This is a genomic window from Ruania alkalisoli (assembly GCF_014960965.1).
GTDB lineage: Bacteria > Actinomycetota > Actinomycetes > Actinomycetales > Beutenbergiaceae > Ruania > Ruania alkalisoli.
This window is the reverse complement of record NZ_CP063169.1, coordinates 433314-455904: the sequence shown is the minus strand read 5'-3', so window position 1 is coordinate 455904 and position 22591 is coordinate 433314. Positions and strand designations below refer to the sequence as shown.

Here is a 22591-nt window from a genome sequence, read left to right as displayed (position 1 = left end):
CCTCATGGCGGTGTGCCGACGCGTGCCCGCGTCGGCACACCCACCGGGCATGATGGTCCCCTACGGGACTGCTCAGGCATCCCGGACGAGTTCGAGAGCGGTACCGGAAGGGACGTCGTCGTGGTCAGTATGAAGGAGGTCGCGCGCAGTGCCGGCGTCTCGGTCGGTACGGTGTCGAACGTCCTGAACCGGCCCGACTACGTCTCCGAGGACAACCGGGTGCGCGTGCTCGAGGCGATCAATCGCCTCGGCTACGTCCGCAACAATGCCGCCCGCCAGCTGCGTGTGGGCCGCACGCGAACAGTGGGCCTGGTGGTCCTGAACGTGGCGAACCCGTACTTCACCGACGTGATGCGCGGGGTCGAGGACACCCTCAGCCGCGCCGGGATGTCAGTCATCCTCTGCAACAGCAACGGCCAGCACGACCGGGAGGAAGCCAACCTCCGGATGCTGGCGGAGCAACAGGTGCAGGGGCTGCTGATCTCGCCGATCGACGCGGACAATCCGGCGTTGCGAGAACTCATCAGCGACGACCTCCCAGCCGTCTTCCTCGGAAGCAGCGCAGGTCCGATCGATCGGTGCTCGGTCTCCGTCGACGATGTGACCGGAGGGAACCTTGCCGCCCGGCACCTGCTCAATCAGGGCCACGAACGCCTGATGTACGTGCACGGCCCGCTCGAGATCGGCCAGGTGCGAGCGCGCCGGGAAGGGATCGTCGCCGCGCTCGAGGCGGCCGGGGTTCCTGCCGGGAACCTGGCCAGTATGGCGTGCCCGGACCTCACCCTTGCGGCCGGGCGGGACGCGGGCGAGCGTCTTCTCGGTGCGCCCGAACGTCCACAGGCGGTGATCTGCGCGAACGACCTCCTCGCCCTCGGGATGCTGCAAGCGATGTTCGCCGCAGGCGTGGCCGTCCCGGATGAGCTCGCGCTGGTGGGCTATGACGACATCGAATTCGCCGCTGGGTCGGCCGTTCCGCTCAGCTCGGTCCGACAGCCACGGTACGAGCTGGGCCGCCGCGGGGCCGAGCTGCTGCTGGCGGAGATCGACGGAAGCGGTGACCACGATCATCAGGAGGTCGTGATGACACCCGAACTCGTCGTGCGCGGATCCAGCAACCGACGAGGTCGATAGCTCCCTCCGGCCTTGGACGAGCGGAACCGGCTGTGCCCGCGGTGGCCCCGCTGGTGTGCCACGGTTTCGCCTTCGCCCACGATCGCCAGTCTTCTATAATGTTTAGACTATTGACATACGAAGACTTTCAGATCCACACTTATGTTCATGACGGATCATGTCGGAGGATCGCTCCAGTCGCTGCGGGAGAGCAATCGGGAACGGTTGATCGCCCTCTTGCGCGAGCATGGCGCCTTGCACCGCGCCGAGCTCGCACGCCGTGCAGGTGTCTCCCGCGCCACCGTGACGACGATCGTGAACGAACTGTTGGCAGGCGGCGTGGTGGTGGAAGGCGCCGGGAGTGAGCCCGCGAATGGCGGTCCGACCGCCAAGCGCGCTGCCCTCACGCTGAATCCCGAAGCCGGCGTGATCGTCGGCCTCGACTTCAGCGCCGGCAGCGTCACCGGCGTGATCGCGGACCTCAGCCACCAGGTCCTGGCCGATGGGACACGCGCACTCGCTCCGCAGCTGGGGTGGATGGGCCGCCTCGACGTGGGGGTCGAGCTCATCGACGAGATGCGCGCCGATGCTGGTGTCACCGGCCGACCGCTCGCCGGCGTTGGTCTCGGGATCCCCGGCCCGGTCGACTGGACTACTGGTGAGATCGGGACGTCGAGCAAGTCGTTGGAGTGGGCCGGCGCGCGGCCGTCGGCACAGCTCGCCGAGCGGCTCGGGGTGCCGGTTCGGCAGGACAACACTGCCCACCTCGGCGCACTTGCCGAGGCGGTGTGGGGCGCGGCGCGAGGCAGTCGGCACGTCGTCTACGTCAAGGTATCCGCAGGCCTGAGCGCCGGTCTAGTGATCGACGGGCAGATGTGCCGTGGCGCGCTCGGCGCCACGGGGGCGCTCGGGCATACGTGCGCGGTTCCCGACGGGCCACTCTGCTCCTGCGGCAGTCGTGGCTGCCTGGAGCTCTACGCCGCGACGCCGGCGATTCTCGAGGCGGTCCGACCGCACCACCCGGACGCATCCTTCGAAGGCGTCGCCGAGCGCGCCGCGGACGGAGATCGACCGTGCCGCCGTGCACTGGCAGACGCGGCCACGATGCTCGGGCGCAGCTTGGCTGGTGTCTGCAACCTGCTGAACCCCGAGAGCATCATCGTCGGCGGCGATCTGACCGCCGCGGGTGACCTCGTGATGGGACCGCTACGCACGGCTGTCACCGATCATGCCCTACCGATCGCCACACAGGCCCTCTCGATCGGGTGGGGTGACCTCGGCGACCGTGCCGGAGCCATGGGAGGGGTGGCGTTGATGTTGCAGGAGCCGGAATCGATCGGGGCGAGCTCATGACCGGCCGGCCGAACGTCCTGCTCGTGATGACCGACCAGCAACGCTGGGACGCCTTGGCGCACGCAGGAACCTTCCCTGTTCAGACTCCGAACTTAGATCGCCTGGCCGACGACGGCGTGTGGTTCCGCCGGACCTACGTGCAGAGCCCGCTGTGCGTCCCGTCCCGGGCCAGCCTGCTGACCGGCCGGTACGTCCATCAGCACGGCTGCCAGGACAACGACCATTCCCTCTGGCCGGAGGCGCCCTCATTCGTGCGCTCGTTGCAAGACGAGGGGTATCGCACGGCGAACGTCGGCAAGCTCCACTTCACCTGGTTCCACGACGTCGAGCTGCTCGCCGCCGACCCGATCCTGCGCCGGATGGGCTTCGACGAGCCGTTGGAGACCACCGGCAAGATGAGCCGGGGCAACGTGCGCGCCAGCCCCTACACCGAGCACTTGCGCTCGAAGGGTCTGCTCGAGGGCTACCTCGACGACCTGCTCACCCGCGTCGAGGACGGGCCGTACGAAGCACGCCCGTCCATCCTCGACGAGGAGGACCACATCGACGGCTGGGTGATGCGTGGCGCGGCCGACTGGTTGTCCGCCGTCGAGACCGAACCGTTCTTCTGCTGGGTCGGACCACCCGGACCGCACGACCCGTTCGATCCGCCGGAGCCCTACGCGAGCCTGTACGACCCGGCGGACATGCCGCTCGGGCCGTTGGACTACCAGTACCCCGTCGGGCCGAGCGTGGCGAGCAAGGACGTACCCGACGCCACACCCGAGCAGATCCAGCGCATGCGGGCGATGTACCTGGCCAACGTGACCTACATCGACGCCTGGGTCGGCAGGCTCATGCAGGTGCTCCGCGACCGGGACCTGCTCTCGGACACCTGGGTGATCTTCTGCAGCGATCACGGGGAGATGCTCGGTGACCACAAGCTCGTCGGCAAGGCGCAGTTCTTCGACCCGGCCGTGCGCGTTCCACTGATCGTCCGGCCGCCGGACGGGTCCGGCTATGCGCGCGGCATGGTCCGCGACAGCCTGGTCGAGCTGATCGACGTCTCCGCCACCATCCTCGACATCGCCGGCACGTCCCTCGACGGGCACCAAGGGCGCTCGTTGCTGCCACTGCTGCGCGAGGAGTCACCCGATCGGCACCGCGATGTCGTCCTCTCCCAGGTCGAGGACAGGCAGATGATCAGTGACGGCCGCCACAAGGTGGAGATCCAGGACGGTCTCGTGCTGCACGCCTTCGACACGGTGACCGATCCGGGAGAGGTGGCCGACGCCGTCGGCTCTGGTGCCGCCTGGATCCACGACCTGGCCGATCGTGCCGATCGGGCCTTCGCCACGGGCCCCGCTCTGGGAGTCCCCTGGCCGCACCTCACCCCCTACCAGCACTGGGGCCGCAACGTCCTCAAGGAGCTCACCGTCCGACGAGGTGCCTCCGACGCCCCTGTGCGAGACACCGCAGCAGAGACCGCCCCCGACCCGGGTGCGCGGCACGCACTGCCCCACCAGTAGAGAAGGAAGACCACCGATGCAACGACGCACATTCGCCGCCGCGAGCCTCCTGCTCGCGGGAACACTTCTCACCGCCTGCACCGACGCCTCCGGGAGCGGGAACGGGAGTGAGGACTACCCCTCGGACCAGATCACGATGATCGTGCCGTTCCCAGCCGGCTCAGCACCCGACAGCACCGCTCGCACGCTGGCCTCCGTGATGGAGACCGAGCTCGGTCAGCGGATCGTGATCGAGAACAAGGAGGGCGGATCGGGAACCATCGGGCTGAGCGAGCTCGCTGCCGCCGAGCCCGACGGATACACCATCAGCTGGTTCGCGAGCCCGGGAGTGACGATGCAGTGGCAGCGGATCGACACGCCCTTCGAAGGGCCGGAGGCGATCACCCCGGTCGCTCAGGCGATCAGCGTCGGAACGGTCATGTTCGCCGCAAGCGACTCGGGCCTGACGACGATCGAGGACATCGTGGCAGCCGCTGAGGCGGCCCCGGGCGAGATCTCCGTGGCCCTGCCCGGTGAAGGGTCGGGGATGGATCTGGCTGTCCGCGAGCTCGAGGCCGCAGCAGAGATCGAGTTCGACCGGATCTACGTCGGCGCCGGTGAGCAGATCCAGCCGGTCGTCAACGGGACCTACGATCTCGGTGCTGCTCAGGCACCCCCGGTTGTCCAGTACGTCGAACGCGGCGACCTCTCCTGGATCGGTGTCTTCGGCGACGCCGTACCGGCCGGTATCGACGCACCGCTCGTGGCCGACTCGGAGTACGAGATCGACCCGACGGCGGTGGCCGGCTATGAGGGCATCGTCGCCCCGGCAGGCACACCGGAAGAGATCGTGGACGCGCTGGCCGCGGCCGTGGAGACCGCCGTCGCGTCCGAGGAGTTCAGCGAGTACATCAGCTCCACCCACGGGATCGCCCAGTTCACCGGTCCCGACGACCTCGCCCAGAAGATCGATGACGGCACTGCGACGGCCACCGAGTTGATCGAACGGTACGGCCTGTGAACGAAGCGACTCCTCGATCGGCGCAGGTCGGTGATCCACCGGCCACGTCCTCCGCAGGCGACGAGGACGTGCCCGCCGACGCGATCGAGGAGCCCGACGAACTCACCAGTGCCGGTGAGGAGGGCGAGGGCGGAGCCTGGGAACCGGGTAAGCGCTGGCGGATCGCCGCGTTGACCGCACTGCTGCTGGTGGGGTTGGTGTACCTGTGGCAGGCATCGTTGTTGCCCTACGGGACGATGGACCAACCGGGCCACGGGTTCTACCCCAGGTTCGCCGGAGCGCTGTTCGTCCTGCCGTTGATCGGTGTGCTCGTGGTCGAGATCCGCGCGCGCACCGAGCGCTCCGGCTCCGAGGGGTCGTGGGCCAAGCCTCTGATCGTCCTGATGACGGTGCTGGCGTACTTCCTCGTGGCGCCCCTGCTCGGCCACATGGCGAGCTCAGTGATCGTCGTCGGTGTCGTACTCCGCGTGGTCGGTACCCGGCCGTGGTGGCAGATCCTCACGATCGCCCTCGGGTGCGCCGTCGGCTCCCATCTCCTGCTGGCCACCCTCCTCGGACTCCCGCTCCCCGCCGGCCGCCTCGGCCTGACGTTCTGACCCAGGAAGGACCTCACCGGTGGACACCCTCTCCGCCCTCGCCGACGGCTTCGGCGCACTGCTCGCGCCGACAGCCCTGATCGCCCTCCTGGCCGGAGTCGTCATCGGCAGCGTCGTCGGGGTGCTGCCCGGGATCGGCCCCGTCGGCGCCATGGCCCTGCTGTTGCCGCTCAGCTTCGCCTTCGATCCGGCTGTGGGCCTGCTGATGACGATCGCGATCTATCTCGGGTCGCAGTACGGCGGCTCGACATCGTCGATCCTGCTCAGCGTGCCGGGCGAAGCATCATCGGTGGTCACGACCCTCGATGGGCACCAGATGACCAAACGTGGGCGCGCAGGTGCGGCGCTCGCAGTGTCCGCGATCGGGTCGTTCGTCGCGGGCACGATGGCCGTGGCGCTGCTGATGCTGCTCAGCGAACCGTTGAGCGCGTTCGCCATCCGCTTCTCCGCCCCGGAGTATCTCGCGCTGTGCATCTTCGCGATCCTGGTGCTCTCTCGTCTCTCCGGCGGCACCTTCACCCGCTCGATGCTCGCCGTCGGGCTCGGGCTCATGCTCGCCACCATCGGGTTGGACGATCTCTCCGGGAACGTGCGCTTCACCTTCGACATCGGCGAGCTGATCCAGGGTGTCGAGATCACCCCGGTCGCGGTCGGGCTGTTCGGTATCGCGGAAGTGTTGCTCCTCGCGGAGAACCGCGGCCACGTCCCCCAACTGCCCAAGGTGCCGTTCCGCAGCCTGTGGCCCACGCGCACCGAGATGCGCCGCGCGGTGCCCCCGATGTTCCGGGGTGGACTGCTCGGCTTCTTCTTCGGCCTGGTTCCCGGGCCGTCGGCCGCGGTGTCGACCTATGCCTCCTACATGCTGGAGCGGCGGATCTCGAAACACCGCGACGAGTTCGGCAAGGGAGCGATCGAAGGAGTCTCCGGCCCGGAGTCGGCCAACAACGGTGCGGCGGGTGGCGCCATGGTGCCGCTCATCGTGCTGGGCTTCCCGTTCAACGGCGTGACGGCCCTGCTGCTCGCCGGCTTCACGATCCACGGGATCATCCCCGGTCCGCTGTTCGTGGAGAACTCCCCTGACCTCTTCTGGAGCCTCGTCGCCGGGATGTACGCAGCGAACATCACCCTGCTCATCCTGAACTTCCCGCTCGTCGGGCTCTTCACGTCCTTGCTACGCATCCCCCGTGACGTGCTGCTGGGGCTGATCGTGCTGATTGCGATCATCGGCACCTATGCCGCTCGGAGCGCACTGATCGACGTGTTCTGGCTCTTCGCGATGGGGGTCCTCGGCTACGTCATGGTCAAGCTGCGGCTCTCCCGGGTGGCCCTGATGCTCGCCTTCGTGATCGGCCCGATCCTGGAGTCGTCGCTGACCCAGACCGTGGCGTTCGCGAACGGCGACCCGACCGTGCTCCTGCAACGGCCCATCACGATGACGATCGTGGTGCTCACTGCGCTCGTGGTGCTGACGCCGGTGATCTTCCGTGGCCTCAAGCGTGACCGCGCGGTCGACTCTGCGGACGCGGTCTGATCCGTCCCGCGCATCAGTGACGAGGCTTCGACGACGGACCACTCCCTGCCAATCCCTAGTACACGACATCCAAGGAAGGACGTCATGATCTCTCAGCCATTTCGATTCCCGCGTGCGGTCCATGTCGGCACCGCGTCAGTCCTGATGCTCGCTCTCGCATCGGCACCCGCGGCAGCATCCGACCCGCCTCCCGAACCAGTAGCGGCATGGTCGTTCGACGCGGGATCGGGGGATGTCGTTGTCGATGAGACAGGAGGTGGCCACGACGGCGTGGTCGAGGGTGGAACGTGGGGACCTGGACGTATCGGCGGCGGGCTGTATATCGACGGTTACGACGACGGCGTGCTCGTCGAGGACGAGTCCGCCGACCTCGGGATGGACGCGGCGATGTCGATCGAGGCACGGATCAACCTCACTGATCAGGGCACGGTCCAGAAGATCGTCGAACGTGCCGGAAACTACGGCCTCCGCATCTCCGCGGACGGTCGGATCGGTTTCCGCTGGGAGGACCAGTGGAGGTTCAGCCAGCTCCTGGACTGGGAGGAAGGGCGTTGGTATCACGTCGCGGTGACCTACGACGGCGACGAGGTCACCTTCTATCGCGATGGTGCGGCCCGGGGCACCGCCACGACGACGCGGACCGCCACCGTGGAACCGGGCACTGTCTACCTCGGACGTGGCATACCGGACTGGGAACGGACCCTGTACGGAACGCTCGACGAGGTGGCCCTATACGACGAGTCCTTGACCGCGGACCAGGTTCGCGCCCACTATGACGCGGCGCCGGCGCAGACCGACCAGGCTCCGCAGATGGGTGCCGTCAGGATGTCCGCCTACCAGGTCGAGGCGCTGACCATGGTCGAGTTGACGGCCGACATCGACGCGTCCGTCGCGAACCCGGACGACCCGAATCTGATCGACGTGCAGGCGCAGGTTCGCCGACCAGGGGGTGAGGTGGTCACGGTTCCAGGATTCCTCTACCAGGACTTCCGGTTGGACGGGGAGCGCGTGGTCGAGTCCGGCGCCCCCGTCTGGACGGCGCGGTACACCCCACCCGAGCCCGGCACCTACCAGGTGCGGATGCACGTCACGACCGACGGGGGAGCGGCGGCGTCCCCGTGGCAGGACCTGAGCGTGACTCCCGCCCCCGACGATGCGCGGGGATTCGTCACGGTCAACCCGGACAACCCGCGGTACTTCCAGTTCGAACGCACCGCAGAGACGTTCTTCCCGATGGGGGTCAACCTCGACATCCCGGTGCTCACCCGGCTCGGCAACCATCACGCAGAGCCGGACTCGCGCTATCACGGACTCTTCGGCGACGACATCACCAGCCCGGCCGAAGGTGCCTCCCCGGAGAACCTCTATGCGGTCTACGAGGAATACCGACGCGCCATCGTCTCCCTCGCGGAAGCCGGAGGGAACGCCGTGCGACTACGCCTGGACTCGTGGTGGCTGCCGCTCGAGATCGACTCCGATTACCCGATCCCTGGATACTCCGAGGGCGTGCCCGGGTTCGACGTCGGCCGGTACCACGCCGCGAACGCATGGATCGCCGACCAGGTGGTCGAGCTCGCCGAGCAGTACGGCCTCTATGTCACTCCGGTGACCTGGAACCAGCACAGCCCGTGGGGTGGATCGGCGTACGCGACACCTGGGGGTGAGAATGAGCAGTTGACCGACCGCCGGCTCCGGTACCAGGTGGCCCGATGGAGCTACAGCACGCACATGTACGGATGGTCGTTCTTCAACGAGACCCGCCTGGACATGACGACTCCGTTCTACACCGAGGCCATCGAGGACCTTCGTGCTATCGACCCCAACCCGCACCTCGTGTTCAACTCCTACACGCCCATCGATCAGGAGGTCGAGCACGCGTACCGGTGCGATGACGACGAGGACGAGCTCAAGGACTGCTGGGGTGAGGGGGTCTTCCTGGACAAGGCCGAGTTCGCACCGGGGGACGACATGCCGCTCGTGCTGGAGGAGTATGGCAAGAAGTGGTACTTCCGTTACCCGGTTGACGATGATCCGAACGGGTACAAGGCGCATGAGGGCCTCTGGGCATCGATCATGGGGCACCGGAGCGGGGCGCTGTACTGGTGGCAGTACACCCATCTCGGTCCGCTCGATCTGTACGACGAGGTCTATAGTGCCGCGGCGGCGTTCCTCAACGATGTCGAGCTGGGCGACTACGAGTGGGAAGCGGCTGAGCTCACCCAGACCAGCGGTCCGGGCGGTCTGCAGTACTTCGGTATGACGCACGCCGGGCCCACCGCGGGCGATCGGCCGAACGGGACGGACGGTCCACGAGCGTTGTTGTGGGTCGTGCGGACGCCGAGCGACGAGTACGTCGATCGAGCTGCGGTGGACGGCAATGAGTTCACCCTCGCAGGGACGGTTCCAGGCTCCTACCGGGTCGAATGGATCGACACCTGGACCGGTGAGCACGTCGACACGCAGACGGTGCGGTCGACCGACGGCGATGTGCCCATCGAGGTCCCGGACGGGGTCACCCGCGATATCGCCGCACAGGTGTACGGTCCGCTGGGCGAGATGTCGATGGATATCGTCGCGCCGACGCAGGAGTACCTCGCCGGACAGACCACGCGCGTCGAGGTGACCTTCACGAACACCAATGCGATGCCTGGCGCGGAAGCGGTGGAGCTCATGCTGGAGGCGCCAGAGGGCTGGGATGTCGCCACCGTGCCGCAGTCGGAGGAACCGACGGACTCACCAATGCTCATGCCGGGAGAAGGCGTCCAGGCAGCGTTCGACGTGACCGCGCCGGATACGGGCTATGCGGGGGATCTGCACCTGACCGCTGCGGCGGAGTACCGCCACCAGGGCCACGAGCGCAGGCAGCACGCCACGATGGAGGTCCGCTATGCCGGCGACCTTCCACCTGAGGAGGCGTTCGGATCTGTCCAGTCACCGCTGGAGACCTTCGCGTCGACGGATGCGAGATTCGGGCAGCGCGGGAACACCTTCCTGGTGGCCGCCAGCGGTGGCCGCATCTGGGAGTCCGTCAACGAGTTCGGCACCATCTACCTCGATGACGCGGCCGGACCGTCGACGTCGGTCACCACCACGGTCGCCTACCAGCAGAACACCCACGAGGCCGCACGTGCCGGCCTGATGCTCAGGAATGACATCTCCGGCGAGGAATCGCCGACCGGGTATGTGCTGGTCGCCGCCACCGCCGGCCGTGGCTACGTGATGAACGTCGATATCGACGGAGACGGTGGGATGGACCGGAGCTATCGCACCGGCACGACCACCTACCCAGCCCGCCTGATGCTCGAACGCGATCGCGACCACGTGACCGGCTACTACGCCGAGGGCGATGGTGTCTGGCAGCAGATCGCCACCGTCGAGATCGTCGGTGCCGCCGAGGAGCAGGACGTCGGACTGTTCGTTACCGCGAACAATGCCGAGGCGACCAGCAGGGCCGATTTCATCGGCTTCGAGATCGAGTGACGAACAACCTTCCAGACACCGCGCTGAATGACCAGTCCCCTACACAGATTGGATTCGACGATGAATGCCAGTTGCCGTCCGAACGGGCCGAGCCGTCGGGGTTTTCTCTCCGGCTCTGCCGCCGCTCTCCTCGCCGGGACTGGTGCCACCCTGGTGCCCGCGGTCCCGGCACACGCCGAGGACTCCTACGCCACGCTGCGGCAACGCTGGCGGGACCAGTACACCGGCGGCACCGGGATCGATACGGCCGACCCGGCGATTGCCGCCGCCCTGGAGGCGATCCACGACGATGCCCGCGCCCTCCGGGCCACGCTAGTGCTCGATCCGGAGCGCTCCTTCCTCTGGCCGGACCTGGACTTCAGCGGGAGTGATGACGACTACTCGATCGATATGCGGCTCAGCTATGAGCGGCTGCACCAGCTTGCGATCGCCCAGGCGGCGCCGGGGAACACGGGCGATCCCGCACTCGCCGAGGAGATCCTTGCGGGACTGGACTGGATGTACGCGAACGTCTACAACGAGCACGTCCCCCGGACCGGGAACTGGTTCAACTGGCAGATCGGCGCCCCGCTCGCGCTGATCGGCGCCACCATGCTGATGTACGACGCGCTGAGCGCGACGCAGCGGGAGAACTCCATGAACGCCGTCGGCCACTGGACACCTCGTCCGTTCTGGACCGGCGCCAACCGGGTGTGGTCCTGCCTGGTGGTGGCCGGCCGTGGTGCTCTGGTCGACGACGGCGATGCCCTGGCGGCGGCCAGCGCCGGGCTCGGTCCCGTGTTCGCCTACACCACCACCGGTGACGGCTTCCACACGGACGGGTCGTTCATCCAGCACGGTCAGTACGCCTACACCGGTGGCTACGGTGTGCCCCTGCTGCTGAACATGGCCCGGACGCTCGCACTGCTGCACGACTCGCCCTGGCAGGTGAGCGACGCGCGTGTGGTGAACGTCTACGACTGGGTCCCGAAGACGTACCAGCCATGGTTGTTCCGTGGCTCGATGATGAGTCCCGTCCGCGGGCGGAACATCGCCCGGCACAACCAGCAGGACCACACCTCCGGCCACGACGCGATCCGTGGGATCGCCTGGCTCGCCGGTGTGGCCCCTGACGACCATGCACCGGCCATGCGGGCACTCGTCAAGGAGACGGTCGAAGCAGACACCTTCGCCGACGTGCTCGAGTACAGCTACGGCAACACCGTCCCCGGGAACGATCTCGGCTCGATCGCCCGGGAGCTCGAGATCGTCGCTGGGGCACATCCGCAGGCACAGCCCGCCACCGGCACCACCCTGTTCCCCGATATGGATCGGATGGTGCACCAGCGTCCGGGCTTCGCGTTCGCCGTCGCGATGTCCTCCACCCGGATCGCTACCTATGAATCGATCTCGGCCCAGAACCTGCACGGGTGGTACACCGGGGACGGGATGCAGTACCTGTACAACGCCGATCTCACCCACTACGACGACGGCTACTGGGCGACCGTAGACCCGTACCGGCTGCCGGGCACCACGGTGCCGGTGACCCCCCTGCCCGATGCCTCCGGAAACAACCGCCGGACCCCGTACTCCTGGGTGGGTGGCACCGCGCACAGCGGCGTCGGCATGACCGGGATGCGGTTCCGCAGCAACGCGCCCCTGGCATTCCGGCGCTCGCGGCTGCGCCTCGTCAGTGACGGGGAGACTGTGACAGCATCCTGGTCCCCCGATGGCGACACCTATGTGCGGGTGGGGCAGCCGGCCCCGATCGGTGCCCTGACCGACCCCGGTCTCGGTGTCTACGCCGCGCGCGGTCTGGCCGACGCCCCCACGATCGAGGCGCGGTTCGCCGAGTTCTCGCTCACCTGCGCCGACGGCAGCTGCGCGGGCGCCTCCGACACCTTCGACGGCTCCACGCTGGACACCACTCGATGGACGCGGATCGTTCGCGAGGATCCGGACCGGTATTGGCTCGACGAGGGCTCCCTGGTGCTCCCGACCGCTCGTGGTGAGTTCGACAAGGGCGACGATTCGACCCGCAACATCATTCTGCAGACCGCGCCCACGGGCGCCTGGAGCGCTGAGGTAGTGCTCGACCTCCAGCCGCGGGTGAACTATCAGCACGCCGGGATCGTGCTGTACTCCGACGACCGGAACTACATCCGGATCCAGCGTCTGCACGGCGGCGGTGGGGACCGGTTCACCTTCGTCGCGATGGTCAACGGCGCTCGCACCCACCAGGCACACTCGTTCCCGGCCGACGAGGTCGACGCCGATCTCCTCTCCGGAGCCCCGTCCGGTGTGAAGTCGTGGTTCACCGTCGACGATCGGATCGTCGCTCTCGGCGCGGGGATCTCCGCGAGCTCGGAGCATCTGGTCGAGACGGCAATCGAGAACCGCAAGATCAGCACGGCGCAGCGGCTCGTGATCGACGACGTCGAGCAGCCCGCCCACGACGGCGCCGAGACCACGGTCGAGAATGCCGCCTGGGCGCACCTGTCCGGTCCATCCCCAAGCGCGGACATCGGCTACGTTTTCGGTCACGGGATGAGACTGCACGCCCGGCGCGAGGTCCGCACGCACGCGTGGTCGGAGATCAATAAGCGGGCGTCCTTCATCGACGACACCCTTTTCGATCGGGAGTACCTGACTCTGTGGACCGACCACGGCATCGACCCCACCACGGCCTCGTACATGTTCACGCTGCTGCCTGGTGCCTCCCGCCAGCAGGTCCTGGAGTACTCCCGCAACCCCGGTGCGCAGGTGGTCGCGAACACCCGCGATGTTCAGGCCGTCCGCGCCGGTGGAGTGCTCGGGGCGAACTTCTGGACGGGTTCGGCGCTCGATCAACTCACCTGTTCCGGTCCGGCCTCGGTGTTGGTGGTCCGGGACGGGGGCCGGCTGGACATCGCCGTCAGCGACCCGAGCCGCACAGCCACACAGCCACTACGGGTGACCTACCGGCAGTCCGTCTCGGCCGCCACGCAGGTACCGGAGAACGTCACGGTCCGGGAACTGACGCCCCGCGTGGTGCTGGAGGTGGACCTGTCCGGCACCCGGGGACGAACGAGCGTGGTGTCGTTCCGACTCGCAGGCGCCCGAGCGGTGCCACGATCGGACGACTGACTGGGCACTGATCCTAGCCGTGAGCACTCGGAACGGATCCCGCTCGCCGGACCATCACCGGTCATTTTCGCCCGCACATCAGCGGTGCACTCACGTCCGGAGCCCCTCCCGCGCCAGGATCGCCGCCTGCACCCGCGACCGGCATCCGAGCTTGGTGAGCACCCGGGAGACATGCGACTTGGTGGTCGCCTCGGTGATGTGCAGTGCGCGGCTGATCTCCTGATTCGACCAGCCACGCCCGAGGCAGTCGAGCACTTCCCGTTCACGCACGGTCAGCCCGGGAAAGCGCGCGTCGTCTGCCTCGCCCCCGCTGCTCTCCCCTGGCCCAGGGCGCGAGCCGACGAAGGCGTCCAGCAGCGTACGCGTCACCTCCGGCGCCACCACACCCTCCCCCGCGGCCACCCGGCGCACCGCGTCGACCAGCGTGGCGCCGTCGGCGGTCTTCAACAGGAACCCGGCCGCCCCCGCCCGCAACGCGGCCACCACATACTCGTCCAGGTCGAAGGTGGTGAGCACCAGCACCTGAGCGATACCTGCCTGGACGATCTGGGTGGTGGCCGCCACGCCATCCATGCGCGGCATCCGGATGTCCATCAGCACCACATCCGGGCGCAGCGCGCGGGCATTCGTCACGGCGCTCTCCCCGTCGGCGGCCTCACCGACCACCTCGAGCTGCGGGTCCGTCTCCAGCACCATCCGCAGGCCGGCCCGCACAGCGGCGTGATCATCGGCAAGCAGCACGCGGATCATCCCGCCTCCCCCTCGATCGGCAGTCGCGCTCGCACCGTCCACACCCCATCATCCTCCCCCACCGTCAACGAGCCCCCGACGGCGCACGCCCGTTCCGCCATGATCTCCAGTCCCATGCCGCTCCCCCGATCCGAGCGTGGAGGACTGGGGTTGCGCAGCAACAGGTCCAGGTGACCTCCGGCGAGGCTGACCTCCACCTCCGGCGGACCCGATCCGTGCTTGGTCGCATTGGTGAGCCCCTCCTGCAGAAGCCGGAAGGCGGTCTGATCGACCGCCGTCGGGAGCTGGGGTAGATCGGCTGGGTCAGCGCAGATAGCTCCGTGGTGCGCCACCACCAGTTCCCGGACGGCCCGGCCGTCGCTGATGCCGGTGGGCGATCGTTCCGGGGTACCGCCGCGGAGCAGCCGGATCATGGTGCGCATCTCGGCGAGGGCGGACAGGCTCGAGGCGCGCACCGCCTCGAGCGCGCGGCGGGCACCGTGGTCCGTGACCGGTCGCGTGAGCCCTGCCTCGGCATGCAGGGCGATGGCCGAGAGGTTCCCGGCGACGGCGTCGTGCAGATCGCGGGCCATCCGCTCGCGTTCGTCACGGAGGGCTTCCTCGTGCTCCATCCGGGTGAGTCGTTCACGGTCGGCGGCGCGGGCGGAGGCAAGTTCGGCCAGCTCCGATTGCCGCCGGACCGAGGTTCCCCACCATGTGGGAGTCGCCAGCACGGCGAACGCCTGCAGGCCGATGAGGAGGCCGGCGCGCAGATCGTGCAGCAGTGCCCAGCCGAGCACTGTCACGGCAGCGATGATCATGGCCGTGAGGGCAATGAGGCGCCGGACAGCACGCGCGGACCCGTGCAACGCGAGCGTATACAGCAGGTCGATGAGGACGAGCATCGCGCCGAGGCTGCCGCCGATGAGCAAATCTGCGGCGAACACCACGAAACCGGCGCCCAGAGCAGCGACCGGATGGCGGCGCTTACCGAGCATGATCAAGGCTCCGGCGAGCAGCAACGGGACGTGCCAGAACGGGGCAACGTCGAACGGCGCATCGCTGATGACCGGCCCCACACCCAGCCCGTGCAGTGCAAGACCGACGATGGCCACGGCCATCGCCTCCGTGACCACCTGGCGTCGCGACGTGCCGCGCAGACGCCGGCGCCACACCTCGATCCACCGCTGCATCCGTCCATTCTTGCGCCACGACGGGCCTGCACCGATGCGACGAAAGGATGAGATCCGCCCTCTCCTCCTGGCCGATGCCGCATCGATGCCCGCCCACGCATGCTGCTGGCATGACTGCACCTCTGCTCGGAACGCTCGCCGTGCTCGCGCTCGTGGACTCCGCCAGTTTCGGGACCTTGTTGATCCCGATCTGGTTGATGCTCGCCCCGGGGCGGCTACGCCCGGGCCGGATACTGGTGTTCCTGGTGACCGTGGCCGCCTTCTACTGGGCTGTCGGGCTGCTCCTGCTCGCTGGAGCCGACACCCTGATGACGGCGCTGGACCAGGACTCCCCGGTGCTCACCTACGCGCAACTCGTCTTGGGGGCCGTCTTGTTCGTCGGCGCGTTCTTTGTCGGGCGAGAGCCGAAGGACGGCAGCAGCCCCGCACCGGGCCGGTTCTCCCGCTGGCGGGAGCGCACGGTCTCGGCCGAGGGGCGGGGCGGATTGCCGGCCCTGATGGGGCTGGCGCTCGGGGCGGCCACGCTCGAGGTGGCCACCATGCTTCCCTACCTGGGCGCCGTCGGGATGCTCACCGCCGCCGACCTGCCGGTGGCGCAGCGGGTGCTGCTGCTCACGGGCTACTGCGCGGTGATGGTGCTTCCGGCGCTGCTGCTGCTCGGCGCACGGATCGCCGCTCGCCGGCTGATCGAACCGTTGCTGATCCGGGTCTCGGCCTGGATGGCGAAATCCTCGGGCGAGACCATCGCCTGGGTGATGGGCATCGCCGGGTTCCTGCTGCTACGCGATGCCGCCTCCCGGATCGGATTGCTGGAATCGATCGGCATATCGATCGGCTGATCACGTACCGGCTGGGTCGTGGTCGGCTGGGACCGTAGCTCCGGCAAAGTGGCCCGCCATCGCGTCGAGGAAGCCCACGACGGCGTCCCGGCAGTGCGGCGGGACGCCGGCAGCGATCCGGGCCATCTCCTCGTGCATCGCGGCCAGACGGGTGCGCACCTCCTCGTGAGCGTGCGCTGTGGCACGCACCACCACTTTGCGCCGGTCGGTGGGGTGCGCGACACGGTCCAGATGCCCATAGCCAGCCAGGCGGTCCAGCAAAGTGGTCACGGACGCCGTCGAGATCTCCAGACGGTCGGCGAGGTCGCGGGGGGTGAGCGCAGCACCGGCCTGCTCTGCGGCGATTACGTGACGGATCGCCACCACATCGGTGATGTTCATCCCCATATCTCGCACCAGCTGGCGCCGGAAATGCTCTTCGGCCGCCCGGAATCGCCGCAGCGCCGCGAGGATCTGCGTGCCCTCGGCGCTCGCGTCATACCAGTAGCCCTCGCTTGACATGACGTCGATGCTACGGCGACCCATCAGCACTCCCCTTTTTACTCAGCACGCTTATTGCTAGATTATCTAGCAATAAGGAGGGAGTGTCATGAATTCCGAGGACCTCGTGATCCTTCTCGACGACGACGGCCGGCCACGAGGGACGGCGCCGCGCGAGGAGAGCCACCATCGATCGACACCGCTGCACCAGGCCTTCTCGTGCTACGCCTTCGACGTCAACGGCCATGTCCTGCTGACCCGACGTGCCCTGTCCAAGCGTGCGTGGCCGGGCGTGTGGACCAACTCCTGGTGCGGGCACCCCCGGCCTGGCGAGGAGCTCGAATCGGCTGTTCGTCGTCGCGCCGGTGACGAGCTCGGGTTCCGGGCCGACGGGATACGGATGGCGGTCGCGGACTTCCGCTACCGGGCCGTGGATGACTCCGGAATCGTCGAGAACGAGGTGTGCCCGGTGTTCACCGCCACGGTCGGTACCGATCCGGCACCCAACCCGGGCGAGGTCGTCTCGTGGCGGTGGGAGCCATGGTCGGACGTCGTCGACCTCGTTCGGCTCGCACCTTGGAGCGTGAGCCCGTGGATGGCCCTCCAGGTGCCACTGCTGGACGCGGAGCGGCGATCATGACGCACGATCACGACGCAGCCGTCCAGGCACGGCTCGATGCCTTCTTCGCCTCCCGCGCAGCCCGCATGGCAGCGCGCGGTGCCGACGACCTGTGGACGGCGCTCCGACATGCCAGCGACGGCGGAAAGCGGCTGCGGCCGCGGCTGGTCCAGGCAGGAGCAGTTGCCTGTGGTGGCGCCGACGCCGACCACAGCGCCACGATCGGCGCCGCGGTGGAACTGCTGCACACGGCCTTCGTCATCCACGACGACGTGATCGATGGCGATCAGACCAGGCGCGGCCTCCCCAACATCTCCGGCTCCTTTGCCCACGACGGCGCCCGTGTCGGTGCCGCGCCGGATGTGGCACGCCGCTACGGTGAGGCTGCCGCGCTCCTCGCGGGAGACCTTGCTCTCGCTGGTGCGGTCCAGCTGGTGGCCCGTTGCGGGGCGCCGGCCGAGCGCGTCGCACGACTGCTCGATCTCATGGACGATGCTCTCCTGGACAGTGCTGCTGGAGAGCTCGCCGATGTGCGCGCCACGCTGGACGACTCGCTCCCGGTGGCTGAGGTGCTCCGGATGGAGGAGTTGAAGACCGCCGCATACTCCTTCTCCCTGCCGCTGCAGGCAGGTGCGGTGCTCGCAGGTGCCAATGAGGAGGTCGTGACCGAGATCGGAGAGGTCGGACGGCTGCTCGGGATCGCCTATCAGCTCCGCGACGATCTCGGCGGAATGTTCGGCGACGAGACCAGCACCGGCAAGAACCCCCTCTCCGACCTTCGCGAAGGCAAGCGGACCGCCCTACTCGCCCATGCCGCCACGACCGATGCGTGGGACCAGGTGCGACCGCACGTAGGAGATCCCGACGTCGACACGGCCGCACTGGCGAGAGTGCGCCACCTACTGACCGAGTGCGGCGCCCGCACGAGTGTGGAGCAGCTGGCCGACCAGCACGAGCGCGCAGCCCGCGAGCGCGCGATCCTCCTCGGCAGTGCCGGCGCCGAACTCATCGGCGCTGCCTGGCTCGCCCATGACCTCGCGTGGAGCGCCGCATGACTGACGCGACCGGACGCACGCGATACGACGACGCTGCTCACGCCAGCGCGCAGGTGGTGATCCGCCAGTACTCGACCTCCTTCGGCTGGGCGACAGCGCTGCTGGGCGAGCCGGACCGCACCCACGTGCGCACGATCTACGCACTCGTGCGCATCGCTGATGAACTGGTCGACGATCCGGATCCAGCCCTCGATCCCGCCTGCCGCGCGCGCCTGCTCGATGGTCTCCAGGCGGACGTGTTGGCTGCCCTCGAGAGTGGACGCAGCGCCAACCTGGTGGTGCATGCGTTCGCTGGGACGGCGCGGCGGTACGGCATCACGGCCGAGTTGATCGATCCCTTCTTCGCATCGATGCGTAGCGATCTGCACGTGCGTGATCACGACCGGACCGGACTCGATGCGTACGTACACGGCTCCGCGGAGGTCGTGGGCCTGATGTGCCTGCGCGTGTTCACTGACTGTGACCACGCTGCCTACGAACGTCTGCGAGCCGGCGCGATCAGGCTTGGTGCCGCATTCCAGAAGGTCAACTTCCTGCGCGATCTGGCCGCGGACCGGGACCTCCTCGGGCGCAACTACCTGCCCGGGGTGGACGTGGCGCGGTTGAGTGACGCCGAGCGTGACACCTTCCTGGACGAGATCGACGCCGACCTCGCCGCCGCGCGAGTGGCCATCGCGGGCCTGCCACCTCGCAGCCGCCGCGCGGTGCTGGCCGCGCATCACTTCTTCGCGGAGCTGTCCCGTCGGCTGCGCCGCACCCCTGCCGAAGAGATCCTCTGCCGCAGGATCCGCGTTCCGGATGCGGTGAAGGCCCGCATTCTCGTGACGGCGATCGGAGCCCGGGCATGACGGGCTCCGTGGTGGCGGTGATCGGCGGTGGGATTTCCGGACTGGCCACGGCGGCCCTGCTCGCAGCCGAAGGGCACGAGGTGCACGTGCTGGAACGGCACGGCGAGGTCGGCGGACGCGCTGGCTCGTGGGAGGTCGAGGGGTTCCGATTCGACACCGGACCCTCCTGGTATCTGATGCCGGAGGTCTTCGCCCACTTCTTCTCGCTGCTGGGGCGGGACATGAACGATGTACTCGACCTTCGCACACTGGACCCCGCCTATCGCATATTCGCCGAGGGAGAGGCGGAGCCGATCGAGATCGCGGCCGACGTGGAGCAGAACGTGGCCCTGTTCGAGGCGCGCGAACCAGGAGCGGGCGTCCGCCTGCGCTCCTATCTCGACTCGGCCTCTGAAACCGAGGTGCTTGCCCGGGATCGGTTCCTCTACACCACTTTCGCGGACCTGCGTGGGTTCCTGACGCCGGAGGTACTGCGCCGGCTGCCGCGCCTGGCGACGCTGCTGCTGCGCTCGCTGGAGTCCAAGGTGAAAGGACAGTTCGCGAACGTTCCGCTGCAGCAGATCCTCGGATACCCGGCGGTGTTTCTCGGCACCTCCCCTCGGCGGGCCCCGAGCATGTATCACCTGATGAGTTCGCTCGATCTGACCGGCGGCGTGCAGTATCCGATGGGCGGGTTCACCCGGCTCATCCAGGCCATCGCCGATCTCGCCACCGAGAACGGGGCACAGCTACACACCGGTGCTGAGGTCACGGCGATCGCGACCACCGGCACCCGCCGGGCACGGGTGAGCGGCGTGGACTACGTCCGGCGCGGGCTGCGCCGACACCTCGAGGCGGACGTGGTGGTCGGCGCCGCGGACCTGCACCATCTGGAGACCCAGTTGCTGCCGGAGCACCTACAGACATATCCGGAGGCGTGGTGGCGCCGCCGCGACCCAGGCCCGGGCGCCATCCTGGCCTACCTCGGCATCCGCGGCGAGCTCCCTCAGCTGTCCCACCACTCGCTGTTCTTTGCCAAGGACTGGGCAAGCACGTTCGCCGACATTGACGCCGGCCGCATCCCGGGTACCCCCTCGGCCTACGTCTGCCGTCCCTCGGCCACCGACGACGACGTCGCACCCGCCGGCCACGAGAACCTGTTCCTGCTGGTGCCGGTGGGCGCGGACCCGGCCCTGGGCCACGGCGGCCTCGACGGCAAGGGCTCGCCCGCCGTCGAGGAGCTTGTGGACCGCATGCTCGATCAGATCGGCGAGCGGGCCGGGGTCGCCGACCTGCGCGAGCGCGTTGTCCTGCGCCGGACCGTGGGCCCGGCCGACTTCGCCGCCGACCTGCACGCGTGGCGGGGCACGATGCTCGGCCCTGCCCACACGTTGCGCCAGAGCGCCATGTTCCGGGCGCGCAACGCGTCCCGGCACGTTGACGGATTGCTGTACGCCGGATCTGGGACGATCCCGGGTGTGGGACTACCGATGTGCCTCATCAGCGCCGAGCTGGTACTCAAGCGCCTGCGTGGCGATGTCAGCACCGGCCCACTACCGGAACCGCTTCCCGCTCTGCGCACCAGGGCACGTCGATGACGCCGTACCTTTACCTGCTGTTCCTGCTGATCCCGCTGGGGTGCCTGGTGCTGATGGATGCCCGTTGGCGACTCGCGTTCTGGCACGCGCCGGTGCGTGCTGCGGCGACCGTGCTCGGAGCTGGGGCGATCTTCCTGGTGTGGGATGTCGTCGCCATCGGTGCAGGCTTCTACCACCGAGGTGAGAGCGCGGCGATGACGGGCATCGAGGTGCTGCCCGAGCTCCCCGTGGAGGAGCTCGTGTTCATCACCTTCCTGTGCTACCTGAGCCTCATCGTGCTGCAACTTCTCGGGCGTACGAGCAGGACGGAAAGTTCATGACCTACCTGGGACTCGCCCTGGTCGTGCTGGCGCTGGCCGCGGTGTTCTGTGCGCTGACGTATCGCGGACCGTGGAGGCACATCGGCCTGCTGGCGCTGGTCCTGGTGGTTCTCACCGCCGTCTTCGACAACGTGATGATCGCCGCTGACCTGTTCGGGTACGCCGACGACCACACGGTGGGGGTCCGGGTGGGTCTGGCCCCGATCGAGGACTTCGCGTGGCCACTCGTGGCGGCGATGGTGGTGCCCGGTCTCTGGTCGCTCGCCGCGCGAGCGGGACGGGACGGCCGCACCAGGCGCGGAGCGGACGACACATCGTGAGCGCGGTGCAGCAGGTCCTCCCGTGGCGTCACGTGCTCGCCTCCTCGCGCCCGATCAGCTGGATCAACACGGCATATCCGTTCCTGGTGGCCTGCCTGCTGGCGGGCGATGTTCCAGCGTTGACCATGGTCGTGGGCACGCTCTTCTTCCTCGTGCCCTACAACCTGCTGATGTACGGCCTCAACGACGTGTGGGACTACGAGTCCGACATCCACAATCCTCGCAAGGGCGGGGTGCACGGTGTGGTCCTGGAACGCTCATTGCATCGCACCACGGTGATCGCTGCCGTGGGCTCCTCGGTGCCGTTCATTGCGGCTCTGGTGGTGCTGGGGTCGTTGCCGGCGACGTTGGTGCTCGCCGTCAGTGTGTTCGCGGTGGTGGCGTACTCGGCACCACTGCTTCGCTTCAAGGAGCGGCCGGGCCTGGATTCAGTCACGTCTGCGACGCATTTCGTGAGTCCGGCGGTGTACGCCGTGGCACTCTCCGGCATCGAGCTCGACGCTGTCGTGCTGGCCGCATTGTCCGCATTCTTCGCCTGGTCGATGGCCTCACACGCATTCGGGGCGGTACAGGACGTGCTGGCCGATCGTGCGGGTGGGATCGCCTCGATCGCCACGTGGGCTGGGGCGGCCGCGACGGTGCGTATCGCTGCCGGGCTGTACGTGGCGGCGGGTGTGATGCTGGCGGTCTGGGGTGGCGCGTGGGCACCGCTGGCCGTGCTGGTGGTTCCCTACCTGGTGTCGACGGCTCCCTATCTGAACGTCAGCGATGCTGACGCGCAGCGCGCGACGGCCGGGTGGCGGCGGTTCCTGTGGTTGAACCCGGCGGTGGGGTTCCTGGTGACGCAGTACCTTCTGTGGGTTAGTCCTGGGGTCCTGTTCCCGTGAGCGTGACTCCCTGATTGGGAACTCCCCTGAATAGGATCAAA

19 protein-coding genes are annotated in these 22591 nt (G+C 68.1%); 16 read left to right on the top strand and 3 right to left on the bottom strand.

From position 1 onward, the window contains the following. The first annotated feature begins 12 nt into the window (after positions 1–12). From IM660_RS01945 to IM660_RS01910, 8 genes are all read left to right on the top strand, one after another. Positions 13–1131 (top strand): LacI family DNA-binding transcriptional regulator, encoded by a 1119-nt coding sequence (locus tag IM660_RS01945; protein WP_245708903.1) that lies wholly within the window; start codon positions 13–15, stop codon positions 1129–1131. A 147-nt stretch (positions 1132–1278) separates the two neighbouring features. Next, the gene (locus IM660_RS01940) at positions 1279–2463 is read left to right on the top strand and encodes an ROK family transcriptional regulator (protein ID WP_193497767.1); all 1185 of its coding nucleotides are present in this window, start codon (positions 1279–1281) and stop codon (positions 2461–2463) included. Next, positions 2460–3971 carry a sulfatase family protein gene (locus IM660_RS01935; RefSeq protein ID WP_193497766.1) on the top strand — a complete coding sequence of 504 codons (1512 nt, stop codon included), beginning with the start codon at positions 2460–2462 and terminating at the stop codon, positions 3969–3971. The genes IM660_RS01940 and IM660_RS01935 overlap by 4 nt, the downstream gene beginning before the upstream one ends. A gap of 16 nt (positions 3972–3987) precedes the next feature. Next, positions 3988–4971 (top strand): tripartite tricarboxylate transporter substrate binding protein, encoded by a 984-nt coding sequence (locus IM660_RS01930; RefSeq protein ID WP_193497765.1) that lies wholly within the window; start codon positions 3988–3990, stop codon positions 4969–4971. Beyond that, positions 4968–5567: a tripartite tricarboxylate transporter TctB family protein gene (locus tag IM660_RS01925; RefSeq protein ID WP_193497764.1), complete on the top strand. Its 600-nt coding sequence runs from the start codon at positions 4968–4970 to the stop codon at positions 5565–5567. The genes IM660_RS01930 and IM660_RS01925 overlap by 4 nt, the downstream gene beginning before the upstream one ends. Before the next feature lie 19 nt (positions 5568–5586). Beyond that, a complete protein-coding gene (locus IM660_RS01920) occupies positions 5587–7098 on the top strand; it encodes a tripartite tricarboxylate transporter permease (protein WP_193497763.1) in 1512 nt (503 codons plus the stop codon). Between the two features lie 84 nt (positions 7099–7182). Beyond that, positions 7183–10578, top strand: a complete 3396-nt coding sequence (locus tag IM660_RS01915) for a LamG-like jellyroll fold domain-containing protein (protein ID WP_193497762.1) — start codon at positions 7183–7185, stop codon at positions 10576–10578. A 60-nt stretch (positions 10579–10638) separates the two neighbouring features. Next, the gene (locus tag IM660_RS01910; protein ID WP_193497761.1) at positions 10639–13683 is read left to right on the top strand and encodes a polysaccharide lyase family 8 super-sandwich domain-containing protein; all 3045 of its coding nucleotides are present in this window, start codon (positions 10639–10641) and stop codon (positions 13681–13683) included. Positions 13684–13773: 90 nt separating this feature from the next. Here the strand turns inward: IM660_RS01910 and IM660_RS01905 are convergent, their stop codons facing one another. Continuing rightward, positions 13774–14433: a response regulator gene (locus IM660_RS01905; RefSeq protein WP_193497760.1), complete on the bottom strand. Its 660-nt coding sequence runs from the start codon at positions 14431–14433 to the stop codon at positions 13774–13776. Continuing rightward, on the bottom strand, positions 14430–15605 hold the full coding sequence (locus IM660_RS01900) for a sensor histidine kinase (protein WP_193497759.1): 1176 nt from the start codon (positions 15603–15605) through the stop codon (positions 14430–14432). Before IM660_RS01900 ends, IM660_RS01905 begins: the two co-directional genes overlap by 4 nt. 110 nt (positions 15606–15715) lie before the next feature. Between IM660_RS01900 and IM660_RS01895 the strand changes: the two genes are divergently transcribed. Beyond that, positions 15716–16444: a GAP family protein gene (locus IM660_RS01895; protein ID WP_193497758.1), complete on the top strand. Its 729-nt coding sequence runs from the start codon at positions 15716–15718 to the stop codon at positions 16442–16444. On the opposite strand, the gene IM660_RS01890 is transcribed toward IM660_RS01895, so the two are convergent. Then, positions 16445–16969, bottom strand: coding sequence for a MarR family winged helix-turn-helix transcriptional regulator (locus IM660_RS01890; RefSeq protein WP_246465092.1), 525 nt, complete (start codon positions 16967–16969; stop codon positions 16445–16447). It abuts the gene before it with no gap. A gap of 64 nt (positions 16970–17033) precedes the next feature. Here IM660_RS01890 and idi point away from each other — a divergent pair, with 64 nt between their 5' ends. Genes idi through IM660_RS01855 form a run of 7 tightly spaced genes read left to right on the top strand, consistent with a single transcriptional unit; the run spans position 17034 to position 22550 of the window. Continuing rightward, on the top strand, positions 17034–17564 hold the full coding sequence (gene idi, locus IM660_RS01885; protein WP_193497757.1) for an isopentenyl-diphosphate Delta-isomerase: 531 nt from the start codon (positions 17034–17036) through the stop codon (positions 17562–17564). Then, positions 17561–18598: a polyprenyl synthetase family protein gene (locus IM660_RS01880; RefSeq protein ID WP_193497756.1), complete on the top strand. Its 1038-nt coding sequence runs from the start codon at positions 17561–17563 to the stop codon at positions 18596–18598. The genes idi and IM660_RS01880 overlap by 4 nt, the downstream gene beginning before the upstream one ends. Continuing rightward, the gene (locus IM660_RS01875; RefSeq protein ID WP_193497755.1) at positions 18595–19446 is read left to right on the top strand and encodes a phytoene/squalene synthase family protein; all 852 of its coding nucleotides are present in this window, start codon (positions 18595–18597) and stop codon (positions 19444–19446) included. The genes IM660_RS01880 and IM660_RS01875 overlap by 4 nt, the downstream gene beginning before the upstream one ends. Next, a complete protein-coding gene (crtI, locus tag IM660_RS01870; protein WP_193497754.1) occupies positions 19443–21023 on the top strand; it encodes a phytoene desaturase family protein in 1581 nt (526 codons plus the stop codon). Before IM660_RS01875 ends, crtI begins: the two co-directional genes overlap by 4 nt. Beyond that, complete coding sequence (locus IM660_RS01865; RefSeq protein WP_159621137.1) at positions 21020–21343, top strand: lycopene cyclase domain-containing protein; 324 nt, start codon at positions 21020–21022, stop codon at positions 21341–21343. Before crtI ends, IM660_RS01865 begins: the two co-directional genes overlap by 4 nt. Then, complete coding sequence (locus IM660_RS01860; RefSeq protein ID WP_193497753.1) at positions 21340–21663, top strand: lycopene cyclase domain-containing protein; 324 nt, start codon at positions 21340–21342, stop codon at positions 21661–21663. Before IM660_RS01865 ends, IM660_RS01860 begins: the two co-directional genes overlap by 4 nt. Continuing rightward, complete coding sequence (locus IM660_RS01855; protein ID WP_425503876.1) at positions 21657–22550, top strand: prenyltransferase; 894 nt, start codon at positions 21657–21659, stop codon at positions 22548–22550. Before IM660_RS01860 ends, IM660_RS01855 begins: the two co-directional genes overlap by 7 nt. Positions 22551–22591: the final 41 nt, after the last annotated feature.